A 12644-nucleotide genomic window follows, 5' to 3' on the forward strand; every position below is an offset into this window, starting at 1 on the left:
ATTCTTTTTATTCTTCATGAATGAATAATGCCTCAATAAATTCTTTCGCATTAAACTCACGTAAATCTTCAATTTTCTCGCCTACACCGATATAGCGAATAGGCAACTTAAACTGATCGGCTATGGCAAAAATCACGCCACCTTTTGCCGTGCCATCTAATTTAGTTAGAGAGATTCCTGTTAAACCCACAGCCTCATTAAATAACTTCGCTTGGCTAATGGCATTTTGTCCCGTACCAGCATCCAGCGTAAGCATAATTTCATGTGGCGCAGTTTCATCATATTTTTTCATAACACGAACAATTTTTTTCAGTTCGTCCATTAAGTTATTTTTATTTTGTAAACGACCCGCCGTATCCGCAATAAGAATATCAATATTGCGTGCAGCCGCTGATTGCATCGCATCAAAAATCACAGACGCAGAATCAGAGCCCGTGCTTTGCGCAACAACTGGAATATGATTGCGTTCTCCCCAAACTTGAAGCTGCTCAACAGCCGCTGCGCGGAAAGTATCACCTGCTGCGAGCATCACCGATTTTCCTTCAGCCTGAAATTTACGTGCGAGCTTACCAATTGTCGTTGTTTTACCCACGCCATTTACGCCCACCATTAAAATCACATAAGGTTTTTTCGTGCTATCAATCTCTAAAGGTTGTGCTACTGGCTCAAGAATATCCGCCATTTCTACTTTTAATTGTTGATATAAAAGCTCAGCATCTTGTAATTCTTTGCGACTTGCGTGTTCAGTCAAATTTTTGATGATTTTACTTGTTGTCGGCACGCCAATATCCGCAATCAACAGTTGTTCTTCTAATTCTTCAAACAACTCATCATCAATTTTCTTTCCTAAGAAAAAACTACGAAAACCTGCACCAATATTTTGTTTAGTTTTCAGTAATCCCTTAACCAAACGACTAAAAAAGCCCCCTTCACTTGGCTTTTCGCGAGTTTCAATTTCAGCAACAGGCTGAAGCTCATCTTCTAACTTTTTCGCTTCGATGATTTCTTCAATCGGCTCAAGTGCGGTTGAAATTTCCTGTATTTTTTCTTCTTCGACTAAATCATTAGCTTCAAATTTTTCAATAGACGGCTCGATATCTGTAATCTTTTCTTCTTCAATTATTGGCTCAATTTTAGGTTCATCTTGCTTTTTATTACGTCCAAATAACGATGCCCAAAATCCGCCTTTTTTATTTTCTTCAGCCATAAAATGCTCTCTTAACTGTAATCCGATAAAAATGTCGTTCATTCTAGCAAAAAATCGTCTAAACTAAGCACAATTTTCAATAAAAATCGAATCTTTATGAAAAAAATACAAACGCCAAATGCAAAGGGCGAGGTTCGCATTATTGCAGGGCTATGGCGAGGGCGAAAACTTCCTGTATTAAATTCTGAAGGCTTACGCCCAACTGGCGATAGAGTGAAAGAAACGCTTTTTAATTGGTTAATGCCTTATATCCACCAATCTGAATGTTTAGATGGCTTTGCGGGGAGTGGTTCGTTAGGTTTTGAAGCACTTTCTCGCCAAGCAAAAAAGGTGACTTTTTTAGAATTAGATAAAACCGTTGCCAATCAATTAAAAAAGAATTTACAAACGCTCAAATGCTCATCAGAACAGGCTGAAGTGATTAATCAAAGTAGTTTGGATTTTCTAAAACAGCCACAAAATCAACCGCACTTTGATGTCGTGTTTTTGGATCCACCCTTTCATTTTAATTTGGCAGAACAAGCAATTAACTTGCTTTGTGAAAATAATTGGCTAAAACCCAATGCGTTAATTTACGTAGAAACAGAGAAAGACAAACCACTCACCACGCCTGAAAACTGGACGTTATTGAAAGAAAAAACCACAGGAATGGTGAGTTATCGTTTATATCAGAATTAGAGAAAAATTATGTTAGATATTGTTTTATATGAACCAGAAATCCCACAAAATACGGGGAACATTATTCGCCTTTGTGCCAATACAGGATTTCGCTTGCACTTAATTGAACCCCTAGGTTTCACTTGGGATGATAAACGCTTACGCCGCTCAGGTTTGGATTATCACGAATTTGCGGAAATCAAACGCCACAAAACCTTTGAAGCCTTTTTAGAAAGCGAAAAACCCAAACGCCTTTTTGCACTTACAACAAAAGGCAGTCCAGCTCATAGCCAAGTGAAATTTGAACTTGGGGATTATTTAATGTTTGGCCCAGAAACTCGTGGCATTCCGATGTCAATTTTAAATGAAATGCCGATGGAACAAAAAATCCGCATTCCAATGACAGCCAATAGCCGCAGTATGAACTTGTCTAATTCGGTTGCAGTAACGGTTTATGAAGCGTGGCGACAATTAGGCTATAAAGGTGCGGTAAATTTACCAGAAGTAAAATAAACAAAAAAGTGCGGTTAAAATTTAATAAGATTTTTAACCGCACTTTTGTTATTTAAATGGAACTTGTTTTCCAAACATTTTTCTTTTTACTCGTCCAAATTCGTTTTTAATTTTTTCTAAAATAGAGAACTTGCGTTGATTTCCGTGTACTCTAGCTCGTCCTTCTTTTAAACTACTTTCAAAAGGATTCTCTGGATGCAACACAAAATCTTGAACGCAAATACCGGGGGAAAGTTGTACTATTTTATAATCTTTAAAATGTAAAAAATCCTCAAAAACAAGGGAATCAACTGCTACATCAAGTGGTTTATTTTTTACTAATTCAAGTAAATATTTAGCCCCTTTCGCTGTAACAGTATATCCCGCACATCCTGATTGTTTCACTGTCATAGGATAAATATTTCTATCGCATTTTACAGATTGTGGCTGTTTAAAGAACATTTTGCCATTTGCTTCTAATTTTAAGACATGAATATCATCAGAAATATAATCAATTTCTAATAATTCTTTAGCATTTTCTCCGAGATGAATATCATCTTCAAAGATATTGATATAGTTTAAATTATTTTCTAATGCTACATCCCATAAAACAATATGGCTTAATGCACAACCAATTTCTTCATCCGATAACTTGGCTTTAGGAGAACGATCTAATGTAATATTAAATTTTTTAGCAGTTTCTTCAATAATTTCGGGCGTGATAGCATCAAAAAATGCGAAAGGAATATTCTGCTTACCGAATTCTTCTGTAATATGTTTTCGGCGTTTTTGTTCAGTCGTTAAACTAATAACATAATTGTGCTGTGCTGTACTGTGCATAAAAGTTACCAAAATAAATAAAAAGATGGAACGATATAGTATAACAAGTGCAGTGAAAAATCATAGAAATTTTAACCGCACTTTTCTCTCTAAAATTAAATATTATGTGCTAAACGATATTCAACCAAATCTTCAATGGTAAGCACAGAATAACCAAATTTCTTTGCAAATTCTACAATTTCGGGGGTGCGCCCCATTGTGCCGTCGTCATTCGTGATTTCACAAATAACGCTTGCTTCTTTAAATCCTGCCAGACGCGCTAAATCAACGGAAGCTTCTGTGTGTCCGCGACGAGTAAGTACGCCACCATTTGCGGCTCGAAGTGGGAAGACATGACCGGGACGATGTAAATCTGTTGGAACTGCATTATCCGCAATCGCGGTTTTAATGGTTGTGACTCGGTCTGCGGCAGATACGCCTGTAGAAACACCTTTCGCGGCTTCAATCGTCACAGTAAAAGCCGTTTTGTTTACGCTATTATTGTGTTCTACCATTGGCGGTAAATCGAGTTGTTGGCAACGTTCATCAGTAATGCATAAACAAACAATGCCACTGCCATAACGAATTAATTTTGCCATTTGTTCTGGCGTGATTGTTTCTGCTGGGAAAATTAAATCGCCTTCATTTTCACGATCTTCATCATCTAAAACTAATACGCCAGTTCCATTTTTAAAGGCATTAATTGCATTAAGTACGCGTTCTTCAGCGGTGTTGCCGAATGGAGATAAAATTGACTGATTCATAGTAATTTCCTAATTTGAGATTTCAATTAAATACCAGAATCAGGGCTGAGAAATGCAAATAAAATGAACGATTTGGGAACCCAACTCGTTTTATTCTCTTTCATCCAGACTTTACTGTCGGCTTTGGAATTTCACCAAATCTGCTGACTTTAAAAGTGAAAATTAGGACAATTTAGCTGGAAAAATTTGCCAAAAATTGACCGCACTTTTAAACGCTCGTGGGCTTTACCACCGGTAGGGAATTTCACCCTGCCCTGAGAATGCGAGCTAAGTATAACGCAAAATACCTAGGCACTAAATCAGAACGTGAAAAATATTTTCATTTAGCCTACAATAAACACACTCAATTCTTACGCTATCAAGAGCAGATTATGTCAAAAACAAAAGAGAAAAAAGTCGGTGTCATTTTCGGGAAATTTTATCCTGTACACACAGGTCATATAAATATGATTTATGAAGCGTTCAGTAAAGTCGATGAACTACACGTTATCGTGTGTAGTGACACGGTGCGCGATTTGAAATTATTTTACGATAGTAAAATGAAACGCATGCCAACCGTGCAAGATCGTTTGCGTTGGATGCAGCAAATTTTCAAATATCAAAAAAATCAGATTTTTATTCATCATTTGATTGAAGACGGTATTCCAAGTTATCCAAACGGCTGGCAATCTTGGAGTGAAGCAGTTAAAACCCTATTTCATGAAAAACATTTTGAACCTTCAATCGTATTTAGTAGCGAACCTCAAGATAAAGCGCCTTACGAGAAATACTTAGGTTTAGAAGTTTCGTTAGTCGATCCTGACCGCACTTTCTTTAATGTGTCCGCCACAAAAATTCGCACCACTCCATTCCAATATTGGAAGTTTATTCCGAAAGAAGCTCGTCCTTTCTTTGCCAAAACGGTGGCGATTTTAGGGGGAGAAAGCAGTGGTAAAAGCGTGCTTGTGAATAAGTTAGCCGCCGTATTTAATACCACTTCTGCGTGGGAATACGGGCGTGAATTTGTATTTGAAAAGCTCGGTGGCGACGAGCAAGCGATGCAATATTCTGACTATCCGCAAATGGCGCTTGGTCATCAACGATACATTGATTATGCCGTGCGCCATTCTCATAAAATTGCATTTATTGATACGGATTTCATTACCACGCAAGCGTTCTGCATTCAATATGAAGGAAAAGCTCATCCATTTTTAGACTCAATGATTAAAGAATATCCCTTCGATGTCACTATTTTACTTAAAAATAATACTGAATGGGTGGATGATGGCTTGCGCAGCTTAGGCTCACAAAAACAACGCCAACAATTTCAACAACTACTCAAAAAACTGTTAGATAAATATAAAGTTCCTTATATAGAGATTGAATCTCCAAGTTATCTTGATCGCTATAACCAAGTTAAAGCAGTCATTGAGAAAGTGTTAAATGAAGAGGAAATCAGTGAATTACAAAACACAACCTTTCCTATAAAAGGGACATCTCAATGATTTTATTTGCTGGTGATCCGCACGGAAGCTATGATCACATTTACCCTTTTATAAAAGAACAGGAAAATGTCGCACTGATAATTTTAGGCGATTTACAGCTCACGACAGCAGATGAGTTGGATAAACTTGCGCAACATTGTGATATTTGGTTTATTCATGGAAATCATGATAGCAAAACCATTAGTGCTTTTAATGCAATTTGGGGTTCTAAGTGGCAATCACGCAATTTACACAATCGCGTAGTTGATATTCAAGGAACTCGCATTGCGGGATTAGGCGGTGTATTCCGTGGGCAAATTTGGATGCCACCAAATCGCCCCATGTTTTTTGATCCTATTCATTATTGCCAATATAGCCCACAGGAGAAGATTTGGCGAGGCGGTGTGCCTTTGCGTCATCGCACGTCAATTTTTCCATCAGATATTGAAATCTTAGAAAACCAACAAGCAGATGTGTTGATTTGTCACGAAGCCCCTAAACCACATCCGATGGGTTTCCAAGTAATTAATGATTTGGCAATGAAGATGGGGGTTAAGCTAGTATTCCACGGACATCATCACGAAAACTTTACTTATCGAACAAAGTATCCCTACAAAATCACGAATGTAGGTTTCCGCAGTCTTGCTGATGCAGAGGGAAATTATTTGCTACAAACCATCGACGATCGTGAAAAATAAATCTATTCCAAAATAAAAGCCGATTCATTTTTCTTCTTTAAGTTAAACGCAAGCGACTTAGGTCGCTTGTAACATCAAAAATAAGAAGGCTCTCGCTCATTGATACGCCATTGATACGCCATTTTGAATTTTGATGCCTAGTTATAGTTACAAGACTAGAGAAGATTATATATTTTATATATAAGAAAGCAAAAAGCCGCTAAATCTCTTTAGCGGCCTTTCTAAATTTGGCTCCTCCTGCGGGACTCGAACCTGCGACATATGGATTAACAGTCCACCGTTCTACCGACTGAACTAAGGAGGAAATGGTGCCTCGAGGCGGAATCGAACCACCGACACGGGGATTTTCAATCCCCTGCTCTACCGACTGAGCTATCGAGGCGTTATCGTTATTGGCTACTGCCTGACAACGGGGCGTATTAAACTATTTTTTCGGTTTTCGGTCAATAACTAAATTCAAAAAAAATGGAAAAAACATTTCGTTTGAATAGTTAATCATCAATATGTTTATTAAAACAACGAAATAATAAAAACTATTTTAAAATTTACCGCACTTTTTTAATAAAAAATGCTCAATGGTGTTAGCCAGCGAGCATTTTTGATTATCTGAAAAAATTCAATTATCGTCTAACACGGAATTTTTTCTGTGCCTTATCAACTTTCAACAAATAATTGCGTGCTTGTGATGATGGGTGAACTGTCGTTAGAATGCGATAAACTTGTTCTGGATACATTTGATTGATTTTGTAAATCGCCGTATCCTTATCATTATCAAAAACACGTAACACTGCGCCTGCACCACTATTATATGCAGAAATCATGGCGAAACGTTTTGAGGTTGGATTCGTAATTCCATCTAAATATTGATTTTGCAAAATCCATAAATAAGACACACCAGCATCAATATTATTCGCAGGATCATATAAATAACGCGTTGATGGCTGTCCACCTTTGCCTTTCATTGCAAATACATCTCGACCTGCTGTATGAGGCACAACTTGCATTAATCCAATAGCATTTGCGTAGCTAATCGCATATGGGTTAAAACTTGATTCTGTTTGCATAATGCCCAAAATCAAACTTTCATCAATGCCATAACGTTGTGCAGCTTTACGAATTAATGGTAAATATTTTCGTGCACGCACTTCTACGTGGTTTGCAATCATAGGAACAGAAACAAATTGCACGGTATGCCCATTCTGTAACCGACGTGTTTGCAATTTATTTTGAATCAAATAAGTGGCGAAATTACTTGCGATAACTTGATTAGCAATTTGTTGCCCTTGATGATCTACAACCTGCCCCAAAAGAAATGGACGAGAGCTAATCGGCACATCACCAGATGCAAATAAATCAATACCTTTTGCATCCGCTCCCATTAACAAGGTATGAACAATAGCATTATGTAATCGATTTAAATCTTGCTGGGTTTCAATAACGATATTACCTTCATCAAAACTCACATGGCTACGCGTATAAAAAGAATCTGTATATTTCACATAATCTTTACGGCTTGCCACTAACAATTCATTGACGCCCCAAATGCGGTCAATATTATGCGAGAATTGCCCTGTGAGAATATCTAACCCTTGCGTGTCTTTAGCAAAGGCTTCATCATAGTTAATACCTTGATTCGATGAATTACTACAAGCATACAAAAAAGGCAATAATGCCAATAATAAATATTTTTTCATTGTAGGATAGATAACTAATTTGATGGTGGAACATAACCTTCAATATGAACATCTTTACCTTCAAACAAAAAATTAACCATTTCTTGTTCTAATAATTTACGGTGCTCTGCATTCATCATATTAAGTTTTTTTTCATTCACAAGCATCGTTTGTTTCTTAATCCATTCGCCCCAAGCCTGTTTACTTACTGAATCAAAAATACGCTTCCCCAACTCTCCTGGATAAAGTTGAAAATCTAAGCCTTCCGCTTCTTTTTTGAGATATTCACAAAATACTGTTCTTGCCATAATGATTCCTTACAAATTGTATTAAAAGATTTTTCACAGGCTGAGCCAGCCCGATCGGTTCAGGATTTTGTGGATCATACCAATATTTGACCGCACTTGATAGGTTTGATTGGTATTCTTTTGTGCTTTCCATCACTTTTCGCCAGTCTAAATTAGCCTGCTCTACGCATAAAGTGCTCTCCATTTCAGCATAAATTGGATGAATATCTAAATGAAAATGGCTAAATGTATGTCGAAAACTCGGCCATTCTTGATAATGCGTGACTTTTTCTTGGGCTAAAAAATGAAGCAACGAGGATTTATCTTCAAATTGTGGAAAACAAAATAATCCGCCCCATAATCCTGAGTTTTCTCGCTGTTCCAAACATACTTTGCCATTTTTCGACAAAATTAAAAAATAGGTAGTTTTTTCTGGCATCGCTTTTTTAGGTTTTTTAGCTGGAAATTTTTCCCAGTTTGCATTTTTATAAGCCAAACAATCTATATTTAACGGACAAAGATCGCATTTGGGCTTAGTTCGCGTGCAAACCATTGCACCAATGTCCATCATTGCTTGATTAAAATCTGCCACACGCATCGTAGGTGTAACTTGCTCCGTTAATGCCCACAAGCGATTTTCTACTTTTTTCTCGCCACTCCATCCCTCAATAGCAAAATAACGCGCCAACACACGTTTAACATTACCATCTAAAATTGGATAAGGCTGATTTAAAACAGAAGATAAAATGGCACCAGCAGTTGAACGTCCCACTCCAGATAACGCCCAAACTTGCTCAAAATTTGTTGGGAAATTTCCATTAAATTCATCCCGCACTTTTTGAGCGGCTTTATGTAAATTACGCGCTCGTGCATAATAGCCTAAACCCGTCCATAAATGTAACACTTCATCTTGTGAAACATTGGCAAGTGCGGTGATATTTGGAAATGTTTTGATAAACCGCTCAAAATAAGGAATTACCGTCGCAACTTGCGTTTGTTGCAACATCACTTCAGAAAGCCATACACCATAAAGCGTTTTATTTTGCTGCCAAGGTAAATGCTTGCGTCCAAACTTGTCGTACCAAGCTAAAACAGATTTGGCAAATGGCGCATTGATGGAAGATTTTGCTAACATAAAAAGAAAAGTGCGGTTAAAAATGCTGATGATTTTACACGAAAATAGAGCTTGTTTATCTGCATTTTTTCAGTATAATTCGCAACCTATTTGGTGCCAATTATGGCGTATTATTCACTCACGCGGTGTGGGGAGAAAGTTCCTATAGCGGCGTGGCTTCATTTTGAGGTTTTTCTATGAAACAAGGTATTCATCCAGAATATAAAGAAATTACTGCGACTTGTTCTTGCGGTAATGTGATCAAAACACGTTCAACTTTAGGCAAAGACATCAATCTTGATGTGTGTGGTAACTGCCACCCATTCTATACTGGTAAACAACGTGTTGTTGATACTGGTGGTCGTGTTGAGCGTTTCAACAGCCGTTTCAAAATTCCAAGCACAAAATAATTTGGACTTGTTTAAAAACCCCGCCAATTTGCGGGGGTTTGTTTTATAAAGCTAGCACTACAATACGTTGAACTTAATTAAAGATAATAATGTTCTACGTAATTTAATTTATCATCAAGTTTTAAAACTAAAGGCTGACCTGTTGGAATTTCAAAATCCATAATTTCAGCATCAGAAATACCAATAATATGTTTTGCCAACGCACGGAGTGAGTTACCGTGAGCAACCACTAAAACACGTTTGCCAGAAAGCATTGCCGGCGCAATTTGATCTTCCCAGAATGGAAGTGCGCGTTCTAATGTTAATTTTAAATTTTCTGCGTTTGGCACTACGTCAGATGGAATATTTGCGTAACGACGGTCATTGTGTGCAGAATTTGGATCTTGCGGATCTAAATCTGGTGGAGAAATATCATAAGAACGACGCCAAATATGAACTTGTTCGTCACCGTATTGCTCCGCAGTAGCTTTTTTATCTAAACCTTGCAAAGCACCGTAGTGACGCTCATTTAAACGCCAGTTTTTCACTTGCGGAATCCATAATTGGTGGGATTCTTCTAATACAATATTACAAGTTTTGATTGCTCGAGTTAAAACAGAGGTAAATGCGATGTCGAATTCATAACCTTTTTCTAACAGTTTTTTACCCGCAGCTTTTGCTTCTTCCACACCGCGTTCAGTTAAATTCACATCACGCCAACCCGTGAATAAATTTTTTGCATTCCATTCACTAAAACCGTGACGGATAAATACTAATTCCATAAGAATCTCCTAATGTTTTCAAATAAAAAGAATGCACATTTTATAGCAAAAAATCCTTAGCTTTAAAAGTTAAAAGGAATGATTTCCTGATCTTTAGCAAAAAATAACCATCAAACTTTTTCGACTTTTCACAAATATGATAAGATTTGCGAGTTTTACGGATTTAGGATGAATTATGTTGCGTTTAGGCGTTAATCAAAAAACATCATTATTATTAACCGCACTTTTAAGCTGCGGTTTATTAATATTTTCGCCTGTCAGCCAATCTTCCGATCTCAATCAAATTCAAAAACAAATTAAGCAACAAGAATCTAAAATTGAGAAGCAAAAACGTGAGCAAGCTAAGTTGCAAGCGAATTTAAAAAAACACGAGAGTAAAATTAACACTGTTAAGGGAGAACTGCTTGAAACCCAAATAAGTTTAAAGGAAATTCGTAAGCAAATTGCCGATGCAGATAAGCAGCTCAAACAATTAGAAAAACAGGAACGTGAGCAAAAAACACGATTAGCTAAACAAATGGATATAATTTACCGTTCAGGCATTAATCCATCGCTGATTGAACGAATGTTTGCCCAAGATCCAACAAAAGCAGAGCGAATGAAAGTTTATTATCAGCATTTAAATCAAGTTCGGATTGAAATGATTGATAATTTAAAAGCAACGCAAGCACAAATTGCAGTACAAAAAAAGGCGATTCTCTCTCAACAAAAGAATCACCGAAATCAACTTTCCACACAAAAAAAACAACAACAAGCATTGCAAAAAGCACAGCAAGAGCATCAATCTACGCTGAATGAACTCAATAAAAATTTAGCCCTAGATCAAGATAAATTGAATGCACTAAAAGCAAACGAACAAGCACTTCGTCAAGAAATACAACGAGCTGAACAAGCAGCGCGCGAACAAGAAAAACGTGAAAGAGAGGCACTTGCTCAACGCCAAAAAGCTGAAGAAAAACGAACATCAAAACCTTATCAACCAACTGTGCAAGAACGCCAATTACTTAATAGTACAAACGGTTTAGGGGCGGCAAAAAAACAATATTCCTCACCAGTTTCTGGTTCAATTTTGCATACTTTTGGTTCTATCCAAGCAGGCGAAGTACGTTGGAAAGGTATGGTAATTGGCGCATCAGCAGGCACGCCTGTTAAAGCAATTGCTGCTGGACGCGTCATTTTAGCGGGATATTTAAATGGTTATGGTTATATGGTTATTGTTAAACACGGCGAAACTGATTTAAGTTTATATGGCTTCAATCAAGCTGTATCAGTGAAAGTTGGTCAGCTTGTTTCAGCAGGGCAGGTTATTGCTCAAGTAGGAAATACAGGGGAAATATCACGTTCTGCGCTTTATTTTGGTATTAGCCGTAAAGGAACGCCAGTAAATCCTGCAGGGTGGGTTCGTTGATGAATATTCTGATAAAAAGTGCGGTAAAAAATTTCATTGTTTTTTCTACCGCACTTTATGCCTCTTTTTCTTTTGCTCAAAGTAAACTTGCTATTGTGATTGATGATGTAGGCTATCATCTCAAAGAAGATGCGGCAATTTTTGCGATGCCACGTGAAATTTCCGTAGCAATTATTCCTGCTGCGCCCTATGCTCGAGCACGTAATCAAGAAGCAAAATCTCAAGGTAGAGATATTTTAATCCATATGCCGATGCAACCAGTAAGTGCAGTGAAAATAGAAGACGGTGGGCTGCATTTAGGAATGTCTGCAGCACAAGTAAATGATCGCGTTAATACGGCTAAAAATATTGTGCGTGATGCCATCGGTATGAACAATCATATGGGGAGTGCAGCAACGGCAGATCCCCAATTAATGACTTATTTAATGACCGCACTTCAAGAAAAACATTTATTCTTTTTAGATAGTCGAACAATAGGAAAATCTGTAGCTGGGAAAATAGCAAAAGAACAAGGCGTGCGTTCATTAGATCGCCATATATTTTTAGATGATAGTAACGAATTCGCAGACGTTCAACGTCAATTTAAAGCAGCAATTCACTATGCTAGAAAACACGGCTCCGCCATTGCAATAGGTCATCCTCGCCAAAATACGATTGCAGTTTTACAAGCAGGACTTCGTAATTTACCCGAAGATATTCAATTAGTCGGAATGGGAAATTTATGGCGAAATGAAAAAGTTATTCCGCCCAAGCCATTTATTTTATTATTCAGCGAAGTGCCTGCGCCAACTTCTATAGAACCTTTTGAGCCTGTAGGATTATTGCGTGGAATTCCAAAATAAAACAGTTGCTAATATTTAAAAATAAACATTAACAACTGCTTTGTCTACT

The 12644-nt window shown here is 37.4% G+C and carries 13 protein-coding genes, 2 tRNA genes, 1 pseudogene and 1 riboswitch; of the genes and pseudogenes, 7 read left to right on the forward strand and 9 right to left on the reverse strand.

Features of this window, described 5'->3' with window-relative positions:
• Window positions 1–7 precede the first annotated feature (7 nt).
• On the reverse strand, window positions 8–1207 hold the full coding sequence (gene ftsY / locus AT683_RS01110; protein WP_038440345.1) for a signal recognition particle-docking protein FtsY: 1200 nt from the start codon (window positions 1205–1207) through the stop codon (window positions 8–10).
• 96 nt (window positions 1208–1303) lie between these two features.
• Here ftsY and rsmD point away from each other — a divergent pair, with 96 nt between their 5' ends.
• Both rsmD and trmL read left to right on the forward strand, forming a co-directional pair.
• Complete coding sequence (gene rsmD / locus AT683_RS01115; RefSeq protein ID WP_006995466.1) at window positions 1304–1885, forward strand: 16S rRNA (guanine(966)-N(2))-methyltransferase RsmD; 582 nt, start codon at window positions 1304–1306, stop codon at window positions 1883–1885.
• A 9-nt stretch (window positions 1886–1894) separates the two neighbouring features.
• Complete coding sequence (trmL, locus tag AT683_RS01120; RefSeq protein WP_005644428.1) at window positions 1895–2377, forward strand: tRNA (uridine(34)/cytosine(34)/5-carboxymethylaminomethyluridine(34)-2'-O)-methyltransferase TrmL; 483 nt, start codon at window positions 1895–1897, stop codon at window positions 2375–2377.
• A gap of 48 nt (window positions 2378–2425) precedes the next feature.
• Here trmL and AT683_RS01125 read toward each other — a convergent pair whose 3' ends face one another.
• Together AT683_RS01125 and ribB are read right to left on the reverse strand one after the other, a co-directional pair.
• On the reverse strand, window positions 2426–3196 hold the full coding sequence (locus AT683_RS01125; RefSeq protein ID WP_038440349.1) for a glycosyltransferase family 25 protein: 771 nt from the start codon (window positions 3194–3196) through the stop codon (window positions 2426–2428).
• A 95-nt stretch (window positions 3197–3291) separates the two neighbouring features.
• Complete coding sequence (gene ribB, locus AT683_RS01130; protein ID WP_038440351.1) at window positions 3292–3939, reverse strand: 3,4-dihydroxy-2-butanone-4-phosphate synthase; 648 nt, start codon at window positions 3937–3939, stop codon at window positions 3292–3294.
• A gap of 88 nt (window positions 3940–4027) precedes the next feature.
• Window positions 4028–4205: riboswitch (FMN riboswitch) on the reverse strand.
• On the opposite strand from ribB, the pseudogene nadR reads away from it, so the two are divergent.
• Window positions 4182–5423 (forward strand): annotated as a pseudogene (nadR, locus tag AT683_RS01135) (multifunctional transcriptional regulator/nicotinamide-nucleotide adenylyltransferase/ribosylnicotinamide kinase NadR); the annotation flags it as partial. It overlaps the preceding riboswitch by 24 nt.
• A complete protein-coding gene (locus AT683_RS01140; protein ID WP_005655549.1) occupies window positions 5420–6100 on the forward strand; it encodes a metallophosphoesterase family protein in 681 nt (226 codons plus the stop codon). The pseudogene nadR and the gene AT683_RS01140, both read left to right, overlap by 4 nt.
• Before the next feature lie 228 nt (window positions 6101–6328).
• Here AT683_RS01140 and AT683_RS01145 read toward each other — a convergent pair.
• The 5 genes from AT683_RS01145 to mutY form a co-directional block, all read right to left on the reverse strand.
• Window positions 6329–6404, reverse strand: a tRNA-Asn gene (locus AT683_RS01145).
• Window positions 6405–6406: 2 nt separating this feature from the next.
• Window positions 6407–6482 (reverse strand) — tRNA-Phe (locus AT683_RS01150).
• Between the two features lie 238 nt (window positions 6483–6720).
• Window positions 6721–7794, reverse strand: coding sequence for a membrane-bound lytic murein transglycosylase MltC (mltC, locus tag AT683_RS01155; RefSeq protein WP_005648474.1), 1074 nt, complete (start codon window positions 7792–7794; stop codon window positions 6721–6723).
• Between the two features lie 14 nt (window positions 7795–7808).
• A complete protein-coding gene (locus AT683_RS01160; protein WP_005648477.1) occupies window positions 7809–8081 on the reverse strand; it encodes an oxidative damage protection protein in 273 nt (90 codons plus the stop codon).
• Window positions 8059–9195, reverse strand: coding sequence for an A/G-specific adenine glycosylase (gene mutY, locus AT683_RS01165; RefSeq protein WP_038440353.1), 1137 nt, complete (start codon window positions 9193–9195; stop codon window positions 8059–8061). Before mutY ends, AT683_RS01160 begins: the two co-directional genes overlap by 23 nt.
• A gap of 176 nt (window positions 9196–9371) precedes the next feature.
• Between mutY and rpmE the strand changes: the two genes are divergently transcribed.
• Window positions 9372–9584: a 50S ribosomal protein L31 gene (rpmE, locus tag AT683_RS01170; RefSeq protein ID WP_005625828.1), complete on the forward strand. Its 213-nt coding sequence runs from the start codon at window positions 9372–9374 to the stop codon at window positions 9582–9584.
• A 77-nt stretch (window positions 9585–9661) separates the two neighbouring features.
• Here the strand turns inward: rpmE and AT683_RS01175 are convergent, their stop codons facing one another.
• Window positions 9662–10345, reverse strand: coding sequence for a 2,3-diphosphoglycerate-dependent phosphoglycerate mutase (locus AT683_RS01175; protein ID WP_038440356.1), 684 nt, complete (start codon window positions 10343–10345; stop codon window positions 9662–9664).
• 175 nt (window positions 10346–10520) lie between these two features.
• Here AT683_RS01175 and envC point away from each other — a divergent pair, with 175 nt between their 5' ends.
• Together envC and AT683_RS01185 are read left to right on the forward strand one after the other, a co-directional pair.
• Entirely contained in the window at window positions 10521–11753 is a 1233-nt protein-coding gene (gene envC, locus AT683_RS01180; RefSeq protein WP_038440358.1) for a murein hydrolase activator EnvC, read from the forward strand.
• The gene (locus tag AT683_RS01185) at window positions 11753–12595 is read left to right on the forward strand and encodes a divergent polysaccharide deacetylase family protein (protein WP_038440360.1); all 843 of its coding nucleotides are present in this window, start codon (window positions 11753–11755) and stop codon (window positions 12593–12595) included. The genes envC and AT683_RS01185 overlap by 1 nt, the downstream gene beginning before the upstream one ends.
• The last annotated feature ends 49 nt before the right edge of the window (window positions 12596–12644 follow it).

This window comes from Haemophilus influenzae (assembly GCF_001457655.1).
GTDB classification, from domain to species: Bacteria; Pseudomonadota; Gammaproteobacteria; order Enterobacterales; family Pasteurellaceae; genus Haemophilus; species Haemophilus influenzae.